26 protein-coding genes and 1 tRNA gene are annotated in these 22,878 nt (G+C 67.5%); 10 read left to right on the forward strand and 17 right to left on the reverse strand.

What is annotated here, in order from left to right:
• Positions 1-10: 10 nt before the first annotated feature.
• The 3 genes from AC1REK_RS18345 to AC1REK_RS18355 form a co-directional block, all read right to left on the reverse strand.
• Entirely contained in the window at positions 11-178 is a 168-nt protein-coding gene (locus AC1REK_RS18345; RefSeq protein WP_316017933.1) for a hypothetical protein, read from the reverse strand.
• Positions 179-263: 85 nt separating this feature from the next.
• Positions 264-1,223: a LysR family transcriptional regulator gene (locus AC1REK_RS18350; RefSeq protein ID WP_492268944.1), complete on the reverse strand. Its 960-nt coding sequence runs from the start codon at positions 1,221-1,223 to the stop codon at positions 264-266.
• 103 nt (positions 1,224-1,326) lie between these two features.
• Entirely contained in the window at positions 1,327-1,752 is a 426-nt protein-coding gene (locus tag AC1REK_RS18355; protein WP_492268943.1) for a DoxX family protein, read from the reverse strand.
• 198 nt (positions 1,753-1,950) lie between these two features.
• On the opposite strand from AC1REK_RS18355, the gene AC1REK_RS18360 reads away from it, so the two are divergent.
• Positions 1,951-2,883, forward strand: coding sequence for a ring-cleaving dioxygenase (locus AC1REK_RS18360; protein WP_492268942.1), 933 nt, complete (start codon positions 1,951-1,953; stop codon positions 2,881-2,883).
• A gap of 61 nt (positions 2,884-2,944) precedes the next feature.
• The gene (locus tag AC1REK_RS18365; RefSeq protein WP_492268941.1) at positions 2,945-3,574 is read left to right on the forward strand and encodes an alpha/beta hydrolase; all 630 of its coding nucleotides are present in this window, start codon (positions 2,945-2,947) and stop codon (positions 3,572-3,574) included.
• A gap of 57 nt (positions 3,575-3,631) precedes the next feature.
• Here AC1REK_RS18365 and AC1REK_RS18370 read toward each other — a convergent pair whose 3' ends face one another.
• Positions 3,632-3,769 carry a hypothetical protein gene (locus tag AC1REK_RS18370; RefSeq protein ID WP_316017928.1) on the reverse strand — a complete coding sequence of 46 codons (138 nt, stop codon included), beginning with the start codon at positions 3,767-3,769 and terminating at the stop codon, positions 3,632-3,634.
• Positions 3,770-3,846: 77 nt separating this feature from the next.
• A complete protein-coding gene (locus AC1REK_RS18375) occupies positions 3,847-4,128 on the reverse strand; it encodes a hypothetical protein (RefSeq protein ID WP_492268940.1) in 282 nt (93 codons plus the stop codon).
• Positions 4,129-4,256: 128 nt separating this feature from the next.
• Here AC1REK_RS18375 and AC1REK_RS18380 point away from each other — a divergent pair, with 128 nt between their 5' ends.
• Complete coding sequence (locus AC1REK_RS18380) at positions 4,257-4,460, forward strand: hypothetical protein (RefSeq protein ID WP_327523900.1); 204 nt, start codon at positions 4,257-4,259, stop codon at positions 4,458-4,460.
• 55 nt (positions 4,461-4,515) lie between these two features.
• Here the strand turns inward: AC1REK_RS18380 and AC1REK_RS18385 are convergent, their stop codons facing one another.
• Positions 4,516-4,794: a BrnA antitoxin family protein gene (locus tag AC1REK_RS18385; protein ID WP_316017926.1), complete on the reverse strand. Its 279-nt coding sequence runs from the start codon at positions 4,792-4,794 to the stop codon at positions 4,516-4,518.
• Positions 4,795-4,926: 132 nt separating this feature from the next.
• Positions 4,927-5,004 (reverse strand) — tRNA-Pro (locus AC1REK_RS18390).
• Positions 5,005-5,321: 317 nt separating this feature from the next.
• On the opposite strand from AC1REK_RS18390, the gene AC1REK_RS18395 reads away from it, so the two are divergent.
• Both AC1REK_RS18395 and AC1REK_RS18400 read left to right on the forward strand, forming a co-directional pair.
• Positions 5,322-6,482, forward strand: a complete 1,161-nt coding sequence (locus tag AC1REK_RS18395; RefSeq protein ID WP_492268939.1) for a GGDEF domain-containing protein — start codon at positions 5,322-5,324, stop codon at positions 6,480-6,482.
• A 116-nt stretch (positions 6,483-6,598) separates the two neighbouring features.
• On the forward strand, positions 6,599-7,411 hold the full coding sequence (locus tag AC1REK_RS18400; RefSeq protein ID WP_492268938.1) for a class I SAM-dependent methyltransferase: 813 nt from the start codon (positions 6,599-6,601) through the stop codon (positions 7,409-7,411).
• A gap of 2 nt (positions 7,412-7,413) precedes the next feature.
• On the opposite strand, the gene AC1REK_RS18405 is transcribed toward AC1REK_RS18400, so the two are convergent.
• Positions 7,414-8,652, reverse strand: a complete 1,239-nt coding sequence (locus AC1REK_RS18405; protein ID WP_492268937.1) for an O-antigen ligase family protein — start codon at positions 8,650-8,652, stop codon at positions 7,414-7,416.
• On the reverse strand, positions 8,649-10,193 hold the full coding sequence (locus AC1REK_RS18410) for an undecaprenyl-phosphate glucose phosphotransferase (protein WP_316017922.1): 1,545 nt from the start codon (positions 10,191-10,193) through the stop codon (positions 8,649-8,651). Before AC1REK_RS18410 ends, AC1REK_RS18405 begins: the two co-directional genes overlap by 4 nt.
• Before the next feature lie 522 nt (positions 10,194-10,715).
• Here AC1REK_RS18410 and AC1REK_RS18415 point away from each other — a divergent pair.
• Together AC1REK_RS18415 and AC1REK_RS18420 are read left to right on the forward strand one after the other, a co-directional pair.
• The gene (locus AC1REK_RS18415; protein WP_492268936.1) at positions 10,716-11,090 is read left to right on the forward strand and encodes a DMT family transporter; all 375 of its coding nucleotides are present in this window, start codon (positions 10,716-10,718) and stop codon (positions 11,088-11,090) included.
• Positions 11,087-11,425, forward strand: coding sequence for an SMR family transporter (locus AC1REK_RS18420; RefSeq protein WP_316017920.1), 339 nt, complete (start codon positions 11,087-11,089; stop codon positions 11,423-11,425). The genes AC1REK_RS18415 and AC1REK_RS18420 overlap by 4 nt, the downstream gene beginning before the upstream one ends.
• A gap of 9 nt (positions 11,426-11,434) precedes the next feature.
• On the opposite strand, the gene AC1REK_RS18425 is transcribed toward AC1REK_RS18420, so the two are convergent.
• From AC1REK_RS18425 to AC1REK_RS18450, 6 genes are all read right to left on the reverse strand, one after another.
• Positions 11,435-11,794, reverse strand: a complete 360-nt coding sequence (locus AC1REK_RS18425; RefSeq protein ID WP_492268935.1) for a hypothetical protein — start codon at positions 11,792-11,794, stop codon at positions 11,435-11,437.
• 5 nt (positions 11,795-11,799) lie between these two features.
• Entirely contained in the window at positions 11,800-13,158 is a 1,359-nt protein-coding gene (locus AC1REK_RS18430) for a sulfite oxidase (protein WP_492268934.1), read from the reverse strand.
• Between the two features lie 104 nt (positions 13,159-13,262).
• Positions 13,263-14,006, reverse strand: a complete 744-nt coding sequence (locus AC1REK_RS18435; protein ID WP_492268933.1) for an anti-sigma factor — start codon at positions 14,004-14,006, stop codon at positions 13,263-13,265.
• 1 nt (position 14,007) lies between these two features.
• Positions 14,008-14,532: an RNA polymerase sigma factor gene (locus tag AC1REK_RS18440; RefSeq protein ID WP_492268932.1), complete on the reverse strand. Its 525-nt coding sequence runs from the start codon at positions 14,530-14,532 to the stop codon at positions 14,008-14,010.
• 141 nt (positions 14,533-14,673) lie between these two features.
• On the reverse strand, positions 14,674-15,837 hold the full coding sequence (locus AC1REK_RS18445) for a glycosyltransferase (RefSeq protein WP_492268931.1): 1,164 nt from the start codon (positions 15,835-15,837) through the stop codon (positions 14,674-14,676).
• A 22-nt stretch (positions 15,838-15,859) separates the two neighbouring features.
• On the reverse strand, positions 15,860-16,417 hold the full coding sequence (locus tag AC1REK_RS18450) for a polysaccharide biosynthesis/export family protein (RefSeq protein ID WP_316017914.1): 558 nt from the start codon (positions 16,415-16,417) through the stop codon (positions 15,860-15,862).
• A 265-nt stretch (positions 16,418-16,682) separates the two neighbouring features.
• Between AC1REK_RS18450 and AC1REK_RS18455 the strand changes: the two genes are divergently transcribed.
• On the forward strand, positions 16,683-18,866 hold the full coding sequence (locus tag AC1REK_RS18455) for a GumC family protein (RefSeq protein WP_492268930.1): 2,184 nt from the start codon (positions 16,683-16,685) through the stop codon (positions 18,864-18,866).
• Positions 18,867-18,897: 31 nt separating this feature from the next.
• Here AC1REK_RS18455 and AC1REK_RS18460 read toward each other — a convergent pair whose 3' ends face one another.
• Positions 18,898-20,127, reverse strand: coding sequence for a GNAT family N-acetyltransferase (locus AC1REK_RS18460; protein WP_492268929.1), 1,230 nt, complete (start codon positions 20,125-20,127; stop codon positions 18,898-18,900).
• Positions 20,128-20,270: 143 nt separating this feature from the next.
• On the opposite strand from AC1REK_RS18460, the gene AC1REK_RS18465 reads away from it, so the two are divergent.
• A complete protein-coding gene (locus AC1REK_RS18465) occupies positions 20,271-21,323 on the forward strand; it encodes a polysaccharide deacetylase family protein (protein WP_492268928.1) in 1,053 nt (350 codons plus the stop codon).
• Positions 21,324-21,405: 82 nt separating this feature from the next.
• Here AC1REK_RS18465 and AC1REK_RS18470 read toward each other — a convergent pair whose 3' ends face one another.
• Positions 21,406-21,612, reverse strand: a complete 207-nt coding sequence (locus AC1REK_RS18470) for a DUF2842 domain-containing protein (RefSeq protein WP_066474570.1) — start codon at positions 21,610-21,612, stop codon at positions 21,406-21,408.
• Positions 21,613-21,739: 127 nt separating this feature from the next.
• Between AC1REK_RS18470 and AC1REK_RS18475 the strand changes: the two genes are divergently transcribed.
• A complete protein-coding gene (locus AC1REK_RS18475; RefSeq protein WP_492268927.1) occupies positions 21,740-22,813 on the forward strand; it encodes a COX15/CtaA family protein in 1,074 nt (357 codons plus the stop codon).
• The last annotated feature ends 65 nt before the right edge of the window (positions 22,814-22,878 follow it).

Below are 22,878 nucleotides of genomic sequence, written 5' to 3' on the forward strand. Positions count from 1 at the left end.
CCGGGAGAACTCAGCGCCGGAAGGCGTCGGGCCAGAAGCCGCTGCGCTCCAGCAGCAGGATCAGGACGATGACGGCGAGCGTCACCACGAGCGTCATCAGCTTGGCGTTCCAGGGCGTGCCGCGGCCGATCAGCCAGATCAGCGTCAGGCCCATGATGAGGGGGATCGCGATTTCCATGGCGGCAGTCTAGAGCGCGCTGCGGCTCGATGGAAATATCAAAGGCGCAACGCACGCCTCCCGGCAGTGTGAACCCGCAAGGCGTTCAGCGCGCGGCTGAAGCCTGGGCGTCCTCCCCCGGCTGGATCTCGGCCTCGGCCACGCCCTCGATCAAGGGCCGCAGGCGGACGAGCTCGCTCGCCATGAAGTCGAGGAACAGCCGCACGCGCGGCGCCTGGCGCAGGTCCGGATGAGTCAGGAGCCAGAGGTCCGCGGCATAGCCGGCCTGCGGCGGTCCGAGACGCTTCAATCCCGGCCGCTTGTCGCCGATGAAGCAGGGCAGGAAGCCGATCCCGATCCCGGCCTCGACCGCTTCGGCGAGGCCCAGCACCGTATTCAGCTTGTAGACGACGCGATCGGCCTCGATGTGCTTCTGCACGTACTGCACGACCTTGAAGGCACCGAACTGGTCGTTGAGCGAGACCCAGCGCCGCTGCGCCAGGATGGCCTGGTCGGCAGGCGGCCCCTCCGGGAAGTCGGCCCCACGCCCATAGAGTGCCCAGCCGATCCGCGCAGCGCGCCGGCCGACGAGGTTCTCCGGCGGCGTATCGGTGGCGCGGATCGCGACATCCGCATCGCGCTTGCTGAGGTTGAGCGCCTGGTTGCCGAGCAGGACATCGAGCCGGATGTCCGGGCATTGCCGCATGAAGGCGCCGAAGAGCGGCGTCAGCAGCTCGACCAGCAGGGAATCATTGGTGGTGACGCGCAACTCGCCGGCGGGGACGATCTCGCGCCCGGCGAGGCGGCGGGTGAAGCCGGCGATGTCGTGGTCGAGCCGCTCCGCCAGTGCCGCCATCTCCTCGCCGGCAGGCGTCGTGACATAGCCACTGCGATGACGCTCGAACAGGCGCGTGCCGAGCGCCTCTTCGATCTGGCCGAGACGGCGAAACACCGTCGAATGGTTGAGGCCGATCAGCTCGGCCGCCGCCGGCAGGCTGCGGGCATCGGCAATGGCCTTGATCAGGCGGAAATCATCCCAGGCGACGGTGTAGGGCGGGTTCGGCAAGGCGTCGGCTCCGGGGGCAGGGCGCCCGTTGACGGGTGTCCATAAAATGGTGCGGGCGGCGGGTTGGAGCAACCCGCCGCCCGTTCAGCCGGAAATCGGTGCCTCAGGCAAGGGCGGCCTGGCGCGAGCCCGGGAGCGGACCGGAGCGCAGGGCGAGCGCACCGTCGCCGATCAGCACATGGGCGAAAGCCGTCAGCGCGAGGAACGCCGGATACTCCCAGCCGCCATTCGGGGCGGTGAAGAGCCAGCCATTGGGGGCGTGGACGGCGAGCGCGCCGAGCAGGACCGGCAGCAGTGCCAGCGAGACATAGCGGCCATAGAAGCCGGTCAGGATGGCGAGGCCGCCGACGAGCTCTGCGAGGATGATCGGCCAGGCCAGGAAGCCCGGCAGGCCGAGCTGGCCGAGGAAGCCGGCAAAACCCGGAACGGTGAAGACCGCGAGCTTGAGATAGGCGTGGGCGATGAACATCAGGCCGAGCGCAATGCGCAGGCCGAGGGCGCCATAAGGGGCGAGACGGGTGTCGATCATGATGGTTCTCCGAAGGTCGAGAGGAAAGGCGGGATCGTTCTGCGGAGAAAGATGCGCGTCGCCGTTGTGCAATTCAAATATCGATTTAGCGATATTGAAATTGCATTATCACAATGAACTTGGACTGGCCTGCACGCTCGCGATCACCATCTTGGCGTCAACGAGGGCGGCGTTCCGCAGCCCGAAAGGACCGCCACCATGCAGATCAACGGCATCCACCACGTCACCGCCATTGCTGGCCCGGCGCGCCGCAATCTCGATTTCTACAGCCGTGTCCTCGGCCTGCGCCTGGTCAAGAAGACCGTCAATTTCGACGACCCGACGACATGGCACCTCTATTTCGGCGATGCCGATGGCGCGCCCGGCACGATCCTGACCTTCTTCCCCTGGGAGCATGTTGCGCCCGGCCGGCTCGGCGTCGGGGAGACACAGGAGACGGCATTCCGCATTCCCGCGTCGGCGCTGGACTATTGGACGCAGCGCTTCGTCGGCCTCGGCGTCGTGCATGATGCGCCCGAAACGCGGTTCGGCGAGACGGTGCTCGCCTTTCGCGACCCGGACGGCATGCGCCTCGCTCTCGTGGCGGTTCCCGGCAGCGAGAGCGAGCCGAGTTGGGACAATGGCGAGATCCCCGGCGCCTTCGCGATCCGCGGCTTCCACGGGGTCACTCTGCTGCTGGCCGAGACCGGGCCGACCGCTGCCATCCTGTCCGAGGTCTTCGGTTTCGCCGAGGTCGGGCGCGAGAACTGCATCGTCCGGATGCAGGCAGCCGGCACCGTCCAGGGCGGGGTCGTCGACCTGCGCGAGGGGCGCGGCTCCCTGCCTGCCCGTCTCGGCGGCGGCTCGGTCCACCATGTCGCGTTCCGCGCCCATGACGATGCCGAGCAGGCGCGGATGGTGAAGCTGCTGTCCGACAGATTCGGCCTGCGCACCACCGGACAGCGCGACCGCAACTACTTCCGCTCGGTCTACTTCCGCGAGCCCGGTGGCGTGCTATTCGAGATCGCGACCGACGCTCCCGGCTTCGCCGCCGACGAGCCGGCCGAAAGCCTCGGCAGCGCCCTCAAGCTGCCGCCGCAATACGAGAAGCGCCGCGGCGAGATCGAAGCCGCGCTGCCGGCCCTGGTCTGAGCCGCTTCGGCGCGCTGCTTCGGTGCGCCGACGTGCTCTCGATCACAAAAGGAGACGAATCATGGTTGAATCCTCTGCCTTCATCCACCGCTTCGAGCCGGCGACCGCGCCGGGCCTGCCGCCGCTGCTACTGCTCCACGGCACCGGGGGCGACGAGAATGACCTCTTGCCGCTCGGGCGTGCCGTGCTGCCGGGCGCTGCGCTGCTCTCGCCGCGTGGCCAGGTCCTGGAAGGCAGCATGCCGCGCTTCTTCCGCCGGCTCGCCGAAGGCGTCTTCGACGAGGCGGACCTGACGAAGCGCACACATGAGTTGGCGGATTTCATCGCCGATGCTCGCACGCGCTACGGGCTGCAGGCCCCGGTCCCGCTCGGCTTCTCGAATGGCGCCAACATCGCCGCCGCGCTACTCTTGCTACGGCCGGAAGCGCTCGCCGGTGCCGCGCTGCTGCGGGCGATGGCGCCCTTCGCAAAGCCGCCGGAGGCGCAGCTTTCAGGCAAGCCGGTGCTGCTGCTCTCGGGTAGGCTCGATCCGATCATTCCGGCGGCGAATGCGGCTGGCCTTGCGGCAACGCTCGAGCGGGCGGGGGCTGCGGTTGAGCATCAGGTCCTGCCGACTGGCCATGGCCTGTCCCAGGCGGATGTGGGCCTGCTCGAGAAGTGGCTTGCGGGGCAGCGGGCGAAGGCCGCGTAGGTGTGGCGTCGCCCCGTCTAAGGGTAGGAGGACGCAGTCAGGCCGGCGGGCAGGCGCTCAGGCGCGCTTCGAGAGATAGCACATCAGCCCGAGCCCGCCGAGCATGACCGAGATCATGTAGGGCCCGAACAGGCAGGCGACGAAAACCGCCGCGATGAAGCCGAGCATGAGGCCGTTGCGCCAGTCCAGGATCATGATGACAACCTCCTCCTCTGGTGGGTAGCATCATAAAGATAGAGTTGACCCGCTGAACCGCATTTGAATGAAATGCGTTAACCGAACATTGCCGGGGCGGGACTTTCCTTAATGGGCTTGCGGTAATCTCGGCAGCTCTGTCGCTTCACTCGCGACAACTGGCCGGCGGCCATATTCCGGGCAGAGCGCGACGATTCTTCCGGCCAGCGCGGCGTTCGATGAGCGGGCGTCGCGCCGGCTTCGAGCGCGACCTGCGTCGACCCAGTCCGCTCGGCGGCGCCGATCGAAACAACCGGACCGTCGCGCTTGCTCGGCGGGAAACCCGTATCGGCGGCGGTCATGATGCAGTGCGGTGTCATCGCTGGCAGCCTCTCGCTGTGCGGCCAGTCAAGATGATTCCCGCGAAGCTGGCAAAGTTAGGGCAGTCTCCCTCCGCAGGTCCTGCAAGGCGCTTGCGGCTCTCGCGCGCGAGGTTCACCTTCCTGCGATGGTCACGCTTCTCCTTGCCGTCTCGATGCTCGCGACCGTCGCGACGGCGCTATGGCTGGCTTTCGAGGGCAATGCCGTGATGGCGCTGCCCTTGGCGATCGTCTTCGCCGGTCTGCTCAGGACCATGGTGCGCCGCAGCCGGCGCCTGGGGATCACGCCGGCCGAGATCGCCAGACGTCCGTCGGAGCCGAAGCGCGACTGATCCTGCAAGCCCCGCGAACGAACGCCTGGCGTACTGCCGGACGATCTGTCCGGGCTCAGCCGTCGTTCGAGGAGTTGAGTTCGTCCGGGGTCAGGCCATCGCCGCCGCCGATGCCGGCCGCCTCGCGCAGCACCGCGTTGATTCGGTCCTGCCAGCCCGGACCGCCGCTCTGGAAATGCTCGAGCACTTCGCGGTCGATCCGGAGGGTCACCATCTCCCGCGCCCCGGGAACCACTGCCCGCTTCGGGGCCGGTGCCTTGGGGGGCGCCGGCTTGAAGAGGGCTTCCGCGAGCTTGCGAGGATCGCTCGGCCGGCGGGTTCTGTCATGGCTCATGGTCGTGCCTCTGGTGAGGATGCGGCAGGCCTGGCTGGCGGCGCACTGCTCCGCCCGCAGTTGGCTTCGATCACGTGCCCCGGCCGATGCGAGGGCAGGGCGCCCGCAGCCGAGACTGAACAGAATGAAAAATGGTCGGAGCGAGAGGATTCGAACCTCCGACCCCTTGTCCCCCAGACAAGTGCGCTAACCGGGCTGCGCTACGCTCCGACGCGTCGGCTTATAGAGGCGCTGCCGCCGCGATGCAACGCGCCAGATGCGCCGTTCTGCAAATCTTCGGTGGGTAGGCCGATCGGGATGCTCCGTTCCCTCCGCCAGCCATCCGCTTCGGCCGAAGCCGGAACGCTGCCCTGCGATTGCAGCAAGGCATCGAACATTCCGACGGCTGCCGGTGCATCTGCGGAAAGGCCGGAGATTGACGCAAAGGCGACAAGGTCTCGGAAAGACTGGTCTGCTATAGCGAATTCGAATGCTCGCATCGGTGCGAGCGCCGGGACAGGCACGGCGCCGGAGGTACCCTCCCCAAAATGGATTCCAGCACTGCTTTTTTCGCGGCATCGCTGATGATGCTCGCCAATGGTACTGTCCTGGGGTTCATGCATGGCGACCTGCCGGCTTCGTTGCGTCCGGCGTCCCGGAGCTGGCAGTCAGGCACGCTGCTCGTCGCCTGCGGTTGCGCGCTGTTCGCCATCCAGCCGCTCGTGCCGCTCGCCGTCTCGGTGACGGTTTCTAACGGCCTGATCCTACTGGGGCTCACGGCCTATTGCCGGTCCCTCTATTCCTTCTACGAGCGCAAGCCGGGCGTCTGGCTGCCTTTGCCGGCAGTCCTGGGAACGCTGGGTGTCTTCTGGTTCTCGGCCATTCAGCCGAACACCGAGATCCGAATCATCATCATTTCCCCGGCCTGGCTGGTGCTCATGGGCAATAGCGCCCTGATCCTCAAGCGCGGCGCCGGTCGCGACGACGCGATGAGCCGGCGCATGCTGTTCGCCATCTTCGCCAGCGTATTCCTGTTCACCATCGTGCGTCTGCTGCACTATCTGAGCCTGGGAATGGCGACGAACTTCAGCATCGCCGACGATGCCAGCTGGATGAACCTCGCCACGCCCATGCTCGCGGCGATCTTGCCGGTGATCGGGACGACCGCCTTCGTGTTGATGTGCTCGGAGCGGATTCGCCGGCAATGGGAGCGGGCCGCATCGACCGATTATCTCACCGGCCTGCCGAACCGGCGCACGCTTACCGCGGCCGGTACGGAACGCTTCAAGGCGGCGCGCGCCAAGGATGAGAGCTTCGCGATCGCCGTCGTCGATATCGACTCGTTCAAGGCGATCAACGATCGCCATGGTCACGATGTCGGCGATATCGCCCTGAAGCATGTCGGAGCGCGGCTGAAGTCGGCGACGCGCGGCGTCGATCTCGTGGCGCGCACCGGTGGCGAGGAGTTCGTGGTGCTGTTCGACCGGATCGAGCCCAACCAGGTCGAGGCGGCGGCCGAGTGGCTGCGCGCTGCGGTGCGGGCTGATCCTTTCGTCGCTGGCACCGTCAAGATATCGATCACCGTCTCAGTCGGTGTCGCCATCTGCCGGGGGGAGGATGCCGATTTCAACGCATTGCTCCGGCGCGCCGACGAAGCGCTCTACGCGGCGAAATCGGCCGGCCGGAACCAGGTCAAGCTGGCGGCCTGAGTCGCGCGTGGGGCCGACGCCTGCCACGCCTTAACCATTCGTTAAGCATTCGATTGCGGCGGCAGCTCCTCGGACGCAAGATTGCGCCTTGAAATCGCAAACGCGAGAGAAACGTCATGTCGATGGCATTGGCCGATCGCAGGCCGCGCCCTGTTCGAGCCGCCGCCGAGCCGGGCAGAGGCTCGCTGGAGAGCTTCTTCGCCGGTCTCGCGCCGGACTGGCACTCGCGCTGGGCCTGGGACCATTACGAGGCGACGATCCTGGCGCTCGCGCATCAGTTCGGCCTGAGGCGCGTCTGCGAGGTCGGCGGCGGGCGCGACCCGCTGTTCTCGCCGGAGGAGGCGCGCCGCTACGGGCTCGACCTCGTCGTCAACGACATCGACGCCGGTGAGCTCGCACTGACTCCGAAAGGCCTGCGCACCGCCCGCTTCGACATCGCGGGCGACCTTTCCGAGCCGGATATCGCGCGCGGCGGCTATGACATGATGGTCTCGCGCATGGTTTTCGAGCATGTCCAGGACGTCGAGCGCGCCTGGACCAACATCCATGCCTTGCTGGCACCGGGGGGCGTCGGCCTCGCCTTCGTGCCGACGCTCTGGGCGCCGGTCTTCGCGCTCAACCATGTCCTGCCCGAGAAGGCCTCCCGCGCCATCGTCCATGCGCTGTTTCCGGCACGGCGCGAAGGTGGCGACGATCCGAAGTTCCCTGCCTTCTATGACTGGTGCCGCGGCAGCCGCACCAGGCTGGCTCCGATGTTGAAGCGGGCCGGCTTCAGCGACATCCATGTCCAGCCCTTCTGGGGGCACGGCTATTTCGACCGGATGCCGGGGGTGCGCGAGGTCGACGATGCCTTCAACCGGCTGGCGGCCAGGATCGGTTTCGAGGCCCTGACGACCTATGCCTATGTGGTCGTGCGGAAGGAGCGCTGAGGCTAGTCACCGCGCGGCGGCATCGCCGGGTTGAGCACGGCCAGCCCCCAGACCAGGCCGAGCATCAGGTAGAAGTGCCGCCAGTGGTCGGTGTCGATCTGGATGCCTTGCAGGATCGTCACGAACAGCACCGACCAGAGCACGATCGCATGGCCCTGCCAGGGCGAGCGCCGCATCGCGACACGCCAGCCGGCGAGGCAGGTCGCGGCCATCAGCGCCAGGAAGGAGACGCCGCCGAGCCAGCCATAGGAGGCGAAGGCGTTGATGTAGACGTTGTGCGGATCCTCCGGGAAATGCCAGCGAAAGCGCAGCGGGCCGAAGCCGTTCGGCAGGTCAAGCAGCAGCGGGATCGAGCGCAACTGGTTGCCGAATCGGCCGGTGACGCCCTGGTCGTAATCCTGGTCGAGGCTGGCGCGGATCTCGAAGACGCTGCGGATGTTCTCGAAGGACAGCGCGATCAGCATCGCGACCACGACCAGCACCAGCGAGACCAGCGTCAGGAAGACGATGCGGGTGCGTTGTTTGCTGCTCGGCGAGGTCAGGAAGGTCAGCGCCGTCATCATCAGCGTGGCGGCGACAAGATTGGCCCAGGCTCCGCGCGAGAAGCTCAGGAAGAGCGCGAGCAGCGGCACGCTCATCAGCAGGAAGCCCTTGACCAGGCCGACCCGCCCGGTGAGCACGGCATGCAGGGTGTAGACGATCGGCAGCACCAGGAAGGGGCCGAGCACGTTCGGGTCCTTGAAGGTGCCGGAGGCACGGCCATGCAGCGAGAGCACGCTGCCGAGGCCGGCCACGTCGAAATAGCCGAGCAGGCCGGCAAAGCCGGCGCACCAGGCCGAGAAGAGATAGCCCTTGCGCAGCGTGTCGAGGCGCCCGAGCGGGTCTTCCGCCATGATCGCGGCGAAGAAGATCGCCGTCAGCATCAGATAGACCGAGACGGCGGTGAAGCGGACCGAGGGGGCCTCGTCCATCCAGGGCAGCAGCGAGAAGACGCCGCCGAGATTGTAGAGCAGCAGCAGGATCGCGAGGGGCAGCAGCTTCTGCGAGAAGCGGATGCCGGTCAGCGCGAACACGAAGAGCGCGATCAGGAAGACGAGTTCGTAGGGCGAGGGCTCGATCAGGGCAAAGCCGCTCGAGGCGGTGAGCAGCCAGAGAGCCCCGCGCTTGATCGCGGCATAGGAGATCTGCAGGCCGCCATGGCGCCGGCCACCAGCCTCACCTCCCTGCGCCAGCGTGCTCAATAGGCGTTCTCGTTCTTCGTCAGGAGCGAGAACGGCGTCTTGATCAGGATGTAGAGGTCCAGCAGCACCGACCAGTTCTCGATGTAATAGAGATCGTGCTCGACGCGGCGCTGGATCTTGTCCTCGGTATCGGTCTCGCCGCGCCAGCCATTGATCTGGGCCCAGCCGGTGATGCCGGGCTTGACCTTGTGGCGGGCAAAATAACCGTCGACCACCTGCTCATAGGCGCGGTTCGAGGCGGTGGCATGGATCGCGTGCGGGCGCGGGCCGACCAGCGAAAGATTGCCCTTGAAGACGACGTTGAAGAGTTGCGGCAGCTCGTCGATCGAGGTCTTGCGGATGAAGCGGCCGACGCGGGTGACGCGTGGATCGTCCTTGGTGACCTGCTTGGCGGCGGCGAAGTCGCTCATCTCGTGATAGAGCGAGCGGAATTTCAGCACCTCGATCAGTTCGTTGTTGAAGCCGTAGCGCTTCTGGCGGAACAGGATCGGGCCCTTCGAGTCGAGCTTGATCGCGATCGCTGTCGCCAGCATGAGAGGCGAGAGCAGGATCAGAGCCAGCGTGCCGACGATCTTGTCGAACAGCCATTTGACGACGATGTCCCAGTCCGCGATCGGCCGGTCGAAGACGTCGAGCACCGGAACGGCGCCGATATAGGAGTAGGAGCGCGGCCGGAAACGCAGCTTCGACATATGGGCCGAGAGCCGAATGTCTATCGGCAGCACCCAGAGCTTGCGCAGCATCGTCAGAAGCCGTGCCTCGGCCGAGATCGGCAAGGTGAAGATCACGAGGTCGAGCTTGGTGCGGCGGGCGAACTCGACGAGGTCGTCGATCGTGCCGAGCTTGGGATAGCCGGCGACGAGGTCGGGCGAGCGGTCGTCATTGCGGTCGTCGAAGACGCCGCAGACGCGTAGCCCCGTGTCGCGCTGGGCTTCCAGCGCCTTGATCAGCTCCTCTCCCGCCGGCCCGCCCCCGACGATGGCAGTGCGCCGTTCCAGCCGTCCGAGACGGGTCAGGCGCAGCACGATCATCGTGACGGCGAGCCGCTCGGCCAGAAGCAGCGCGAGGCCGCCGGCATAGAAGCTTGCCAGCCAGACGCGCGAGACCTGATCGCCGATCTTGAGGAAGAAGAACGCCGCCAGCGCCAGCAGGAACAGCACTGTCCAGCCGGCGATGATCCTCACCGCCATGGTGACGAAATTGCGCAGCGCGCCGATATGATAGAGATGCAGCGCCTGGAAGGCGGCGAGCGCGCCGACCGCAAGCAGCGGAATGGTGACCTGATAGGGCAGGGCGTTCTCGACCTTGCCGGCGACATAGAGCCAGAAGATCAGGCCGCCGACGCCGACCACCACCACGAAGTCTGCCAGCCGCACCAGACCTTCGATCAGCACCGGCGATAATGTGCGCTTGACCGGCATAGCGGCGATGCGCTCGGCCAACGGATGGAAGGCGCGGGTGGCGCCGGAGGTGGGCGTGCCCTCCTGTGCCGGGCCGGCCGAATCCGCCTTGATCAGGTCGCGAACGTCGAAAGCGCCCATCTCGTCATGTCCTCTCCGCCTGCCCGGACCAGAGGTTCGAGCATCGGCTGTCGACTAGCGCAAATTGCTCTCGGAAGGTTTAACCCGCCGCTGCGAAAGGTGCAGCGATTTGAGGGAGTTCGAGCGCGGTTTCCGGGTGTTTAACCGGCATGCCTCGCCCCTCCGGCGGCGCCCGCGGCGGGGATAGAATTTAGCGAAGGCATTCAAGGCGATAGCCATAGTTTTCGCTGGCCAGAAAATACCCTGAAAATACAGTTTTCAGCGTCAAAATCCAGCGTAGCGTTGACAAAAGGCCCCGTTTCAGGCATTCAAGGGTCGCGATGAGCGACTGAGAAGCACATTTTTGAAGGCCTCCGCCCCCGGGATTTCCGGAAACAGGGTGAGATGCTGTGCTGACCTTCGGTGACAATCGAAGCGTTCCTTTTACTCTCTTGCTTCGTCTTTAAAACGCCAACGATGCGCACCCCGTCGACGTCGCACCCGCGTCGCCGGCGCCTTGGGCCCGCGCCAATTGTGTGACCTGTGTCTTTTCACTGGATTGTTCTGCTCGCGGCGGTTGCCGTCGAGGTTCTCGCTACGTCGGCGCTGAAGGTCTTCGTTTCAGCGCCGCTCTTCTTGGCCTTTCTGCCGCTCGTGCTGATCGGCCTCTCCTTTGCCCTGCTCAGCCTGGCGCTGCGCGTCATTCCGATGGCGGTCGCCTATGCGGTCTGGGAAGGGCTCGGCATCGTCGGCATCGCCGTCATCGGCCATGTCCTGTTCGCCGAGCATCTGACGCCGGAGCGCCTTGTGGCGCTGGCCATGATCGTCGCCGGCATCGTGCTGCTCGAGCGCGGCGTCGGCCATGACGAGCCCGACCATGACGAGGTCGGCCATGAACAGCAGAGGAGGGTCGCATGAGCGCCACCTTCTCTCCGCAAGGCCTGGCCATCCTCTGGCTCGTGCTCGCGGTCGGGCTTGAGGTCGCCGGCACGGCGCTGCTCAAGCTCTCGGACGGGCTGAAGCGCCGCCTGATCGGCGGCGCCGGCGTCATCCTCGTCATTGGCGCCTTCGGCGCCTTGGCCCAGGCGATCCGCGGCATGGACCTTTCGGTTGCCTATGCCGCCTGGGGCGGGGCGGGTCTCGTCATCACCGCGGTGGTCGGCGCGCTCGCCTTCGGCCAGGCCATCCGGCCGGCCGGCTGGCTCGGCATCGCGCTGGTCGTCGCCGGCGTGGTGGCGCTCAAGCTGGCCTGAGCCCGCTCCTCACTGCAGGAACGGATTCTTCCAGCCGCCCTGCTGGGCGGGCGCCTTGGGCGGGAAGCTCGCCTCGAGATAGTCGAGCACCTTCTTGCGGTCCTCGTCCCCGAGCGGCTGCATGTTGTGCTTGCTGACCATCCAGGCGAGCGTCTCCTCCCATTTGTCGCGGCTCATGCCCTGGGCCGCGACCAGCTTGAAGTTGTGGCAGGCGACGCAGGCATAGAACGCCTCCTCGCGATGAGGCGCCTCCGGGAACATCTCGGGAGTCTCCTCGGCGGGGGTGGGCGCTTGCGCCAGCGCCAGCGAAGCCGTGAGCAATACTGCCGCGCCGAGCGTGAGCCCGGCGCGGCGCAACAACGAACCCATCGAGATCATCCGACCAGCACCGCCACCCGATGCATCGGGTTCGCGCCATAGCCCTGCGGATTCCAGCCGCCGGCGACGTGCGGCTGCGCCCGGCCCTTGCCGTCGGTCGCCCGCACCCAGAGCTCGTAATAGCCATCGGAGGGCAGCTCGACCTCGGCCGTCCAGCGGCGCCAGTCGAAGCGGTTGCGAGGCTCGGCCGCCTTGGCCTGCTGCCAGGTCGCGCCGAAATCGATCGAGACATCGACGCGGGAGACGCCGTCATGCCCGTCCCAGGCGGCGCCGCGCAAAGCGAGCTTGCGCGTTCCGGCCGGAAGGCGCGTGCCATTGGCCGGGTTGGTGATGATGCCGCGCACCGGCATCGAGGTCATGGTGCGCATGTTGGATTCGTCGGTCTTGCCGCCGGGGATCATCGGCTTGATCGCGACCGAATAGGACGTGCCGCCCATGCCCTGGCCGTCATGGACCTTGTCGCGGATTGCGATCCGCTTCAGCCATTTATGCGAGACGGAAGCCGGGAAGCCGGGAATGATCACCCGAAGCGGCCCGCCATGGATGTTGTTGAGCGGCTGGCCGTTCATCGCCCAGACCAGCAGCGCGTGCTGCTCCATCGCGGCCTCGATCGGTACGCCCCGAGAGAGCACGTCCTTGCTCGGATCGCCCGAGAGATGCTGGTCGGCACCGTAATTGCCGGTGTGGACCGCGCTCGGCTTCAGCCCGGCGCTCTTCAGCACCTCGGCCAGCGAGACGCCGGTCCATTCGGCGCAGCCGGCGCCGCCATTGGTCCACTGGTTGCCGCGCGCGGTCGGCTGGAAGAAGGAGCGGCCATTGCCGCCGCATTCCAGCACCATCCGATAGGTCTTGGCGGCGAATTTCTGCTTGAGCTCGCCGAGCTTCATCTTCAGCGGGGTGTTGACCTCGCCGTCGATGCTGAACTCCCAGGCATCGCCTTCGGTGAAGCCTTCCGGGGTCTGGCCGTTGTTGCGGATGTAGAACTTCTCGGTCGGCGTGGTGTCGTCGTCGAGCATGTGCTCGGGAGTCTCGGCGACGAGCGGACGGTCGCCGAGCAGGACGAGGCCCTTGGCCTTGCCCGGGAAGTCGAGGAGCTGCGGGCCCTTGGGCGCGGCAGCGGGCGGGGCGCCCGCCGGGGCCGCGGTGCCCTGCGCCATCGCGGCCGGGATCAGCCCGGCCGGCATGTTGGCCGAGAAGGGGATCGCGCCGCCGACGGCCGCGCCCATCGCCGCGAGACCGGCGCCGCCCAGGAAGCCGCGTCGCGAGGAATCGGTACGCCGGTCGAAGGCCTGCGCATCGGCCCGCTCTGGATCGTCGCGATAAAGTTCCGCCAGGGAGCGTTCAGCCTTCGCCATCGGTTTCCTCCTTCAGGCGCATCACGAAAAGGGCGCCACTGGAGGATGAGACGTTCGAGCGTCTGGAATAATTCCATGCTGTCCCGTCTTTTTGGGATGGGACCTCAGGCGAGGCAGGACGGCGCGGCGCTCCAGTCCTGGCGAAGCGCGGTGCGCAGGGGTTCGATGCCGGGACCGGGATGCGACGTCAGGTCTCTCAGGAAGCCGGCCATGATGGCGAAACGCGCCGCCGGCATGCCCGTCGCGATCAGAAGATAGCTCTTGCCGTCGGCGTTCCAGCGGGCGAGCGCATGGGGTGTCTCGCTGCGGCCGGGCGGGCGCTCGGGCTGAAGCTGCGTCGTGACGTGCAGGCTCAGGCGGCAGCCGCGCGTCCCGGTGAAGCCGGCATGTTCCTCGCCGCGTGTCGCCACATTGCGCCAGGCCGGCCGCAGGCCGAGCCGTGCCAGCTCGCTCGCGATCGGATCGGCCGAAACCTGCACCACGCCCTCGGCGGGGACGGTGTCCGCATGGCGCTCATGGGCGGCGAGCGATGCGGCCAGGAAGCGGTCGTCCGGCGGACTGCCCGCCGGTCCAAGGGCGAAAAGGGCTGCGCCGGCGACAAGTGCCAGGGCGACTGCGGCGGCGAGGTTGCGATGGCGTCGCTGCGGCGGCGCCTTGGCGCGGGGGAAGGGCGGTGCATCACCGATCGGCAGCGCCCGCAACTGCTCCTTCAGCCCGATGATGCCGCGCAGGGACTGCGCCGCCGGAGGCGAGGCGCCGAGCAGGGCCGCGACCTCGCGCTGATCGGCGACCGCCAATTCGCCATCGGCAAAGGCGTTGAGCCGCTCCCAGTCGGCCGGGCCGGGCATGTCAGCGCGCCGAGACATGGCGCTGCGGCAGCATGCGGATATTGGTCTCGCCGATGACGGCGAGCATGGCGGCCCGGGCACGGGCCAGCCGGCTCATCACCGTGCCGGTCGGCACGCCGATGATCGCCGCCGCTTCCGCATAGCTGAAGCCATCGAGATCCACCAAGACCACCACCTCTTTCATCGCGAGCGGCAATTGCTCCAGCGCCTGCCGCACCGTGATGGCGTTGAGCGCGCGCTCCGCGACACGCCAGTCGATCGGTTCGGGCGCTTCGCTGCCTGTCTCGCGCGCTTGCCGCCGGCTCTGATCGACCAGCAGGTTGCGCAGGATGCAGTAGAGCCAGCGCCGATAGGCGACGTCGTCTGCGGGCTCACTCTTCGCGCTGAGTACGCGCAGCGCCGCCTCCTGGGCGGCGTCGCCGGCCCGTTCGCGATCCCGCGTCAGGGCGCAGGCATAGCGGAAGAGCCGAGTCCATTCGCGTTCGAGCCGCGCATTGCGCGTCGACTTGCGTCCGTCGCGCCACATGATCGCGCCATCCGAACCAGTTCTCGTGCGGAGGGATCAGGCCATCGCCGGTCCGCCGCAGTGAGGGAAAGGCCAGCGTATAGCGCAGGGGGCGCGAAAGTCGAACGGCTTTTCGAAGCCCTCGCGGGAAGGCGCCGGCGCTCAGCCGAGGCGCTTGGCCAGCGCGCTGCGATAGGCGCCGAGCACGCCGTCGACCATCGCATTCAGGCAGAAATTCGCCCGTACATAGCTCGCGAGATCGGTCGCTTCGGCCCTGCGCGCCGCTTCCGGCATGGCGAGCGTCGCGCGAATCGTGTCGGCAAGGATCGTCGGGTCATTGGGCGGAATCAGGCGCGGTGCGTGCTTTGGGCCGTAGATTTCCTTGATGCCGCCGACATCGGTCGCGATCAGCGGCTGGGCTGCGGCCGCGGCTTCGAGAATGACATAGGGCAGCGATTCCGCGCGTGATGGAATCACCATGATCCTGGCCTTGGCGAGGGCGGCGCGGATCGGGCCGGGCGGCTCGAAGACGCATTGTTTCGAGACGCCGTGCTCGACCGTCATCTGCTTGAGCAGCGCCTCGTCCGGGCCGGAGCCGACGATCAGGACGCGTGGGGTCAGCCCGTCGCGCGCCTTCAGGATCTCCAGCGATTCGATCAGCGTGTCGACACCCTTGGCCGAGCGCAATTCGCCGAGATAGACGAGATCGAAGCTCGCGGCGGTATGGTCGATCGGCGCGAATTCGGCATCCGAGATGCCGTTCAGCACGATGCGATGGTCGGTGCGCGGCAGATGGCCGGTGCAAGCCTGGAAGCGGCCGGCGATGAAGGCGCTCTCGAACAGGAACATGTCCGTCGCCGGCTCGAGCAGGCGCTCGACGCCCATATAGACGCGGTGCTCCGTGCTGCCCGGCTTGTAGTTGAAGCTGCCGCCATGGGGCGTGTAGGCCGTGATGTAGCTGCGCCCGGGAGAGATCAGCGCCGGCAGGCGGGCATAGACGCCGCCCTTGGAGCCGTGGGCATGCACGACCTGCGGCGCGACCCTGCGCCGCGTCGCGGCCGCGGAAAGCTGAGCTCTGGCGTCGGTCAGGCTCGGATAGCGCGACATCGGCACGCGCGTCACCCCGAGCGAGAGCTTCGGTCCGAGCTCGGCGAAAACCTCGTCGGCCCGGGCGCCGCCGGTCGTCGAATCGCAGAAGATGCCGACCTCGTGGCCACGTTCGACCTGGCCGCGTGCGAGATCGAGCACATGCCGGAACAGCCCGCCGAGCGGGGCGCGGAAGACATGCAGGATCTTCAAGGGGCCGGCGTCGGTCGCGGCGGGCATGGGGTCGAGCTCCGCGCCGGGATTAGAACCAGCGTTCCTTGATCACGATGGTGTCGCCGGGGCGCACCGCATAGGTAATCGGCACCGTGGCAGTGACGAGCTGGCCGTCCATCAGTCGTGTCACTTCGGCGTAGTTGCGCTGGCCGCGCGGCGTGAAGCCGCCGGCGATCGCCACGGCGGTCTGCACCGTCATGCCGTTGACGAACGGGAACTGGCCGGAATTGGTGACTTCGCCGAGCACGAAGAACGGCCGGTAGGCGTCGACCTCGACCGAAACCCTCGGCTCGCGCAGATATCCGGAGCGCAGCCGCGCCTCGATCGCGCGCTCGAGCTGCGCGGTGGTGCGGCCATTGGCGTCGACCGCGCCGATCAGCGGCATCGAGATGCGGCCGCTGCCGTCGACGGCATAGACGTTGGAGAGGTTGTCCTGGCCGAAAACGATGATGCGCAGCCGATCGCCGCTGGCGAGCTGATAGGGGCCCGCGCTCTCGACGGAGAATTCCGGCGCGACGATGCGAGGCGCGCAGCTTGCCGCCGCAAGCGCGACCGCCAGCGCAAGACAGACGGGGCGTCTACTCATCATCGCGTGCTGAACCCATCGAAAAAGCCAGGGTCAGGGTTATGCGGACATGCTTAAGAGCAGGTTAAAATTCGCTCCCGATTAACCATGTCGGCCGTGCTGCCGCATTCTCGTGGGAGGTTGCCACTGTCGCGGCGCTGAAGCTGTGGCCGGTATCGATCATACGCTGTCGCCGGGCCGCGTTTACCGACCAATAACCTTAATCCGCTTTCATTGACGCTGCGTCCTGCCGAGGACGCGAGAGTTCTGCGTGAATGGAAGAGTCATGACCGCTCGCGATGACACTGCCCCGGCTGCCGGCGAAGGCCGCTCCGGTGACATGCTCGATCTGACTGCCCTCTGGGCCGCGATCAAGGCGAGGAAGGCCTGGATCATCGGGCCGACGCTGGCGGCGCTTGGCCTGTCCTTCGTTGCCGTCAATGTCATCCCGCCGCGTTATACCGGCGAGGCACGGCTGCTGCTCGAGAACGGCGACAGCTTCTACACGCGCCCAGGGCCGACAGCCGATAATTACGGCGCGCAGTTCGACAGCGAGGGCGTCCAGAGCCAGGTCCAGGTGGTGATGTCGCGTGATCTGGCGCGCGAGGCGATCAAGCGCATCGGCCTCGTCGGCAATCCCGAGTTCGATTCCGGCGCGGGTGCGCTCGGCGCGCTGAAGAAGCTCGGCGTGCTGGTTGGTCTTGGCGCGCACCCGGCCGACCGCTCGCCCGAGGAACGTGTGCTGGAGAAGTATTACGACCGGCTGCTGGTCTACCCCGTCGGTCGCTCGCGCATCGTCGCGATCGAATTCACCTCGCAGGACCCCGAGCTCGCGGCCAGGGCTGCGAACGTCATTGCCAGCACCTATCTCGAGATGCAGGGCGCGGCCAAGCAGGACACAGCCCGCAGCGCTTCGTCCTGGCTCTCGACCACGATCGATCCGCTGCGCAAGAAGCTGGCGGAATCGGAGGCCAAGGTCGAGGATTTCCGCTCACGCCACGGCCTGCTGGTCGGCACCAACAATACGACGATCACCTCCCAGCAGCTCGCCGATCTCTCGAGCCAGCTTTCCAACGCCCGCACCCAGCAGGCCGAGGCGCAGGCCAAGGCCTCGATCATCCGCGACGCGATGAAGACCGGGCGCACTTTCGAGATTCCGGATGTCGCCAACAACGAGCTGGTGCGCCGCCTCATCGAGCAGCGCGTCAATCTGCGCGCGCAGATCGCGCTCGAATCGCGCAATCTCCTCTCCGAGCATCCGCGCATCAAGGAACTCAACGCCCAGCTCGCCGATCTCGAAGGCCAGCTGCGCGCCGCCTCGGAGCGCGCCGTGCGGACGCTCGAGAACGAGGCCAAGATTGCCGGCCAGCGCGTCGAGAGCTTCACCGCCGCCCTGGAGGGGCAGAAGAAGACCGTCTCCGGCGCCAATGACAGCGAGGTGCAGCTGCGCGCGCTCGAGCGCGAGGCGCGTACCCAGCGCGAGCAGCTCGAACAGTACATGCTGCGCTATCGCGAGGCGCTCGCGCGTGATGCCGACAATGCGACCCCGGCCGACGCCCGCATCATCTCGCGCGCCGTCGAGCCGACGCAGCCCTCCTTCCCGAAGAAGATTCCGACGATGATCGTCGCGACGCTCGCGACCTTCCTGATCGCGCTCGCGGCCATCATCTCGCGTGAGCTGCTGAACGGGGCGGCGGGACCCGGAGGGGCGGGCACCTCGCGGCCGCCCCGCAAGCCGCCGGGCTGGGTCGGCGCCGCCGCCTGCCGTCCTGACACGCAGCCGGAAGCGGGAGGCGACAAGGCCGTCGATCCGCGGGAAGCCCGCGTCGCCGGCCTGCTCACCCATGGCGGCCGCGTCGGCCAGATGCAGCTCGACCTTTCCGATCCCGACCGCAGCCTCGCCGACCTGTCGGCGCGGGTCGATGACGGCCGGCCTGGCTATGCCCCGCTCGTCGTCGTGCTCGACGGCGCGGCGCCGGGCGATGCCTCGGCCCGGGAGTTGGCGACCCTGCTTTCCGAGCGCTGCCGCTGCGTCCTGATCGATCTCGGCAGCGATGCCGAGCGTCACCAGCCGGGCTTCTCGGAGCTGCTCTCCGGCGAGGCGCTGTTCTCCGACATCATCACCCGCAGGCCGAACTCGCGCCTGCACGAGATCGGGCCGGGCTATGCCGGCCGCGCCGCTGTGCTCGCCGCGCCCGATATCGTCGAGGTCGCGCTCGACGCGCTCTGCGAAACCTATGACTGGGTTCTGGTCGTCGCCGCCTCGACCGACGAGGCCGCGGTGCTGGCGCCGCTCGTCGCCCAGGCCCAGGCAGCGCTGGTCATGGCCGGCCATGTCGGCAACGGGCATGCGGTCGAAGCCGCCTACCGCCTCTCCGATCTGACCAAGGCGCCGATCGCGCTGGTGATGGTCGAAGGGGAGGGACGCGCCGGCGAGATCACGCGCGAGCCCAGCCCGGTCATGGCCTGAAGACGCGTTGCAAAGCCTCGCGACGGCGACCTCAGTCGTCGTCGCCAGGCGACGGCCTACGCTTCAGCCAGCCGAGCACGCGTAGCGACAGCTTCAATGCCAGCGGCGAGGCCTTGATCCGCCGCTTCAGCGCCCGCTTCGCCTGGCTGAAGCCGGCATAGGCGCGGCCCTTGGCGGTCAGTGGGAAGAAGGTGTCGACCAGGTCGTCCCGGTCGTCGCAGATCGTCGTCTTGTAGCGGGCCTCGCCGACCCCGAGATCGAACATCGTCAGCCCCGCCCGGCATTTGCGCTTGATCAGCTGGACCAGCAGGATCTCGCCGGGGCTGGTACGTGCCGCAGGCGAGGCGAGGTCGAAAGACGTCGCCATGCCTGAAAAACGCGCGCCATGGACCGCGCCGACATAGGTCGCGACCGGCTGCCCTTCGAGATCGAGCGAATAGAGCTCGACGACCGGCGGGCGCCCGGGCGTACCGAGGGCGGCCACGCGCAGGAAGCTACGGATCGCCGGATCGGCGAAGGGGTCGGGCAGGCGCATCTGGGCGAAGCGGGCCGCTTTCTGCGCCAGGAAGGCATCGAGCACGCGATCAACTGCGAGTGGGTCCTGCGCCTGCACCAGCTCCGAATGGCCGAACTCGGCGAAGCGGTTGCGCTTGGTGGTCAGCTTCTTGCGGGCGTGCTTGCTCATCGAGCGGCGCAAGGTGCCGTCGCAGTCGCCGGGCTGGAGCGCGAGCTTGTAGGCTCGGCTCGGGCTCGCACCGGCGGAAAGGCGGGCCATCGGGTTTTCGATGCCCTGCCAGGAGGTGGGCTGGTTGACGAAGACGAAGGCGTCGACCTCGCCGATCGCGGCGCCGGCTTCGGCCAGTAACTGCCTGGTCATGTCGTCGTCTAGGCTCTCCGCGAAATCGTGCCGGTAGAGGCCCATGTGATAATTGGCATGCTTGCCGCCGATGAACTCAGCGAAGCGGGTGCCGTGCCGGCGCGTGATCACCAGCGGCAGAAGGGCGAGCGTCGCGCCCTCGGCGTCGCAGATGCGCACGAAGCGGAACGCCATCGCCTCGGCGCGGCCGACGGTCTCGACGAAAGGCCGGATCCAGTCATAGGCCTGATAGGGGGTGGCGAGGCCGCTCGTTTCCAGCTGGCGCCATTCGCTTTCGAGCGCGCCGATCTCGCTGCCGACGCAGATCCGGCTCCAGCCGCGCGCGCCCGCCCGCTGCGAAGCGGCGGCGGCTGGCAGGCCCGGTGCACATGCGACGGCTGACATTCCTCGATCGGTTCCCGGCTCTTCGTGACGGGCTTCCTTAACCCCGCATTGTGAACGGACCTGCCACTATCGGAACCATCGCATCCCGCGATCGCCGAACAGCGTTAGCGATCGGTTGAATCAAACTCTTCGATAGGCCTGGCATGAGTTTGCGCCACAAGGCTTTTTCCACCGCCTTCAAGGCGATCGCGCTGACCGGCGCCGATCGCTGGGGCAGGGGGCTGGCGCAGGGGCGGGGCGCGATCCTGATGCTGCACCACGTCCGCCCTGCGCGGGCCGGGGGCTTCCGGCCGAACGGCCTGCTCGAGATCACGCCCGGCTTCCTGGCCCGCGCCCTCAGGCTGATCCGGGCAGAGGGCTACGACATCATCCCGCTCGACGAGGTTCCGGCGCGGCTCGCCGACCCCAGGCCCGGCCGGTTCTTCGTCGCGCTGACCTTCGACGATGGCTATCGCGACAATCTCGACCATGCCTGGCCGGTGCTGGCGAAACATCAGGCGCCCTGGACGCTCTTCGTGACGCCGGGCTTCGCCGAGCGCACGGCGCGGCTCTGGTGGCTGGAGCTTGAGGAGGCGATTCGCGCGCTGCCGCGGATCGCGCTCGATCTGCCCGATGGCCGCTTCAGTGCGCTCGCCGGCTCCGACGCCGAGAAGCAAAAGGCCTTCGACCGACTCTATTGGCGCCTGCGCAGGGGGCCGGAAGCGGTCCTGCTGTCGGCGATCGCCGATCTTTGCCGCCAGGCCGGCGTCGACCCGGTCGCATTGGTCGAGCGCGAATGCCTGCCGTTGGAGACTTTGCGTGCGCTCGCCGGCGCCCCCGGCGTCACCATCGGCGCCCATACGATGAGCCATCCGATGCTCGCCAAGCATCCGGAAGACGAGGCGCGCCGCGAGATCGTCGCGAGCAAGGCCTGGCTCGAGGAAAAGCTCGGCCTGACGATCCGCCATTTCGCTTATCCCGTCGGCGATCCCGGCTCGGCCGGGCCGCGCGAATTCGCGCTGGCAAAGGAGGCAGGCTTTGCCAGCGCCGTGACGACACGGCCGGGACACCTCTTTGCCGAGCATGCCGAGCACCTGCACGCGCTGCCGCGCGTGTCGCTCAACGGGCTGCATCAGAGCGAGGCGGCGCTCAGGCCGCTGCTTTCCGGCCTGCCTTTCCTGCTCTGGAACCGGGGCCGGAAGCTGAATGTCGATTGAGGGGCGTCATGTCCGGGCCTGCCCCGGGCATCTTCGGCCGTAGCTTCGCCGCTCTGCGCTGCGCTCCGGCCGAGAATGACGGCTAGCCGTCCTTTCGCTCCATCCACTTGATCAGTGGCAGCAGCGGCAGCACCCAGGCGAGGCCGAGCACGATATAGGCGATGGTCTGCACCGGCTTCGAGGCTTCGGTGATGCGTCCCTGCGCCAGGGCCATGGCGACCAGCGCGTAGACGCAGACGAAGACCAGGATCACGACCGTGCCGACGAGCTTGCGATGGCTTTGGGTCATGGGTCTTGCTTTCCGGCTGCGGCATTGCGGGCGTTGTTCGGGCTTGCCCGCCGGACTATCTGTCACCCGACGCCGCGCTTGTGAAGCGCATTCCGGCCTTTCACCTGCGACCCGAGGTCCCGCTTCCGTGACGATCGCGCTCGAACACCCCCGGCAGGCCGCCGCTGCTTCCGGCCACCCCGGCATCCGCCGCTGGCTCTGGGCAACTGCCTTCCTGGTCTTCGTGATGATCGTGGTCGGCGGCGCGACGCGTCTGACCGGCTCCGGCCTCTCGATCACCGAATGGCGGCCGGTCACCGGCGCGCTGCCGCCGCTGACCGATGCCGCCTGGGCGCTCGAATTCGACAAATACCGCGCCAGCCCGCAATACCAGCTGCTCAATGCCGGCATGGCCCTGGCCGACTTCAAGTTCATCTACTGGTGGGAATGGGGCCACCGCCAGCTCGGCCGTTTCATCGGCCTGTTCTATCTCGCCGGCTTCTTCGTCGTGGCGCTGCGCCGCCTGCTGCCCTGGCCGCAGGTTGCGGTGCTGTTCGGCATGGGCCTGCTGCTCGGCCTGCAGGGCACGATCGGCTGGATCATGGTCGCCTCTGGCCTCGAGCCCGGCATGGTCGCCGTCGCCCCGGTCAAGCTGACCTTGCATCTCACCTTCGCCGGCCTGTTCTTCGCCAGCGTCATCGCCTTCGCCACCTGGCTGACGCCGCTGCGCCGGGTCGAGGCGCGGCAGGGCGGGGCGGGCGCCCGGTTCCTGTTGCTGATGCTCTTTGTCCAGATCGCGCTCGGCGGGCTCGTCGCCGGCTCCAAGGCGGGGTTCACCTTCAACACCTGGCCGCTGATGGACGGGGCGCTGATGCCGCCGGCCTCGACGCTCTTCGCCGGAACGCCCTTCTGGGAGAACTTCGTCGACAATGTCGCGCTGGTGCAGTTCAACCACCGCATCGGCGCCTATCTGCTGCTGGCGCTGGCGCTCTGGCACCTCGCCAGCCTGCGCCGCGTTGCGCCGGGCTCGGGCGGCGCCAAGCGCGCGAGCGCGATCACCGGTCTCGTCCTGGCGCAATCGGCGCTCGGCATCGTCACGCTGCTGTTGGTGGTGCCGCTCTGGGCCGGCCTCGCCCATCAGGCGCTCGGCTTCGCCGTGCTCGCCATGGGCGTCGTTCATCTCACCCGCACCGAACAGGGCCTGCGTCCGGAAAGCGCCTGAACGCGCCTTTGGCCGCGCCTCGGCAGCGATTATCCTGCCCTGAGTGCGCGCGCTGGGGGCGGACA

The organism is Allobosea sp. GW823-FHT02B03 (assembly GCF_058797755.1).

Excerpts from the sequence above, each read along its gene's own strand:
- AC1REK_RS18345 (WP_316017933.1), bottom strand. The coding sequence starts at position 178 with ATGGAAATCGCGATCCCCCTCATCATGGGCCTGACGCTGATCTGGCTG.
- AC1REK_RS18355 (WP_492268943.1), bottom strand. The coding sequence starts at position 1,752 with ATGATCGACACCCGTCTCGCCCCTTATGGCGCCCTCGGCCTGCGCATT.
- AC1REK_RS18360 (WP_492268942.1), top strand. The coding sequence starts at position 1,951 with ATGCAGATCAACGGCATCCACCACGTCACCGCCATTGCTGGCCCGGCG.
- AC1REK_RS18365 (WP_492268941.1), top strand. The coding sequence starts at position 2,945 with ATGGTTGAATCCTCTGCCTTCATCCACCGCTTCGAGCCGGCGACCGCG.
- AC1REK_RS18370 (WP_316017928.1), bottom strand. The coding sequence starts at position 3,769 with ATGATCCTGGACTGGCGCAACGGCCTCATGCTCGGCTTCATCGCGGCG.
- AC1REK_RS18375 (WP_492268940.1), bottom strand. The coding sequence starts at position 4,128 with ATGACACCGCACTGCATCATGACCGCCGCCGATACGGGTTTCCCGCCG.
- AC1REK_RS18380 (WP_327523900.1), top strand. The coding sequence starts at position 4,257 with ATGGTCACGCTTCTCCTTGCCGTCTCGATGCTCGCGACCGTCGCGACG.
- AC1REK_RS18385 (WP_316017926.1), bottom strand. The coding sequence starts at position 4,794 with ATGAGCCATGACAGAACCCGCCGGCCGAGCGATCCTCGCAAGCTCGCG.
- AC1REK_RS18395 (WP_492268939.1), top strand. The coding sequence starts at position 5,322 with ATGGATTCCAGCACTGCTTTTTTCGCGGCATCGCTGATGATGCTCGCC.
- AC1REK_RS18400 (WP_492268938.1), top strand. The coding sequence starts at position 6,599 with ATGTCGATGGCATTGGCCGATCGCAGGCCGCGCCCTGTTCGAGCCGCC.
- AC1REK_RS18410 (WP_316017922.1), bottom strand. The coding sequence starts at position 10,193 with ATGGGCGCTTTCGACGTTCGCGACCTGATCAAGGCGGATTCGGCCGGC.
- AC1REK_RS18420 (WP_316017920.1), top strand. The coding sequence starts at position 11,087 with ATGAGCGCCACCTTCTCTCCGCAAGGCCTGGCCATCCTCTGGCTCGTG.
- AC1REK_RS18425 (WP_492268935.1), bottom strand. The coding sequence starts at position 11,794 with ATGGGTTCGTTGTTGCGCCGCGCCGGGCTCACGCTCGGCGCGGCAGTA.
- AC1REK_RS18430 (WP_492268934.1), bottom strand. The coding sequence starts at position 13,158 with ATGGCGAAGGCTGAACGCTCCCTGGCGGAACTTTATCGCGACGATCCA.
- AC1REK_RS18435 (WP_492268933.1), bottom strand. The coding sequence starts at position 14,006 with ATGCCCGGCCCGGCCGACTGGGAGCGGCTCAACGCCTTTGCCGATGGC.
- AC1REK_RS18440 (WP_492268932.1), bottom strand. The coding sequence starts at position 14,532 with ATGTGGCGCGACGGACGCAAGTCGACGCGCAATGCGCGGCTCGAACGC.
- AC1REK_RS18445 (WP_492268931.1), bottom strand. The coding sequence starts at position 15,837 with ATGCCCGCCGCGACCGACGCCGGCCCCTTGAAGATCCTGCATGTCTTC.
- AC1REK_RS18450 (WP_316017914.1), bottom strand. The coding sequence starts at position 16,417 with ATGAGTAGACGCCCCGTCTGTCTTGCGCTGGCGGTCGCGCTTGCGGCG.
- AC1REK_RS18455 (WP_492268930.1), top strand. The coding sequence starts at position 16,683 with ATGACCGCTCGCGATGACACTGCCCCGGCTGCCGGCGAAGGCCGCTCC.
- AC1REK_RS18460 (WP_492268929.1), bottom strand. The coding sequence starts at position 20,127 with ATGTCAGCCGTCGCATGTGCACCGGGCCTGCCAGCCGCCGCCGCTTCG.
- AC1REK_RS18465 (WP_492268928.1), top strand. The coding sequence starts at position 20,271 with ATGAGTTTGCGCCACAAGGCTTTTTCCACCGCCTTCAAGGCGATCGCG.
- AC1REK_RS18470 (WP_066474570.1), bottom strand. The coding sequence starts at position 21,612 with ATGACCCAAAGCCATCGCAAGCTCGTCGGCACGGTCGTGATCCTGGTC.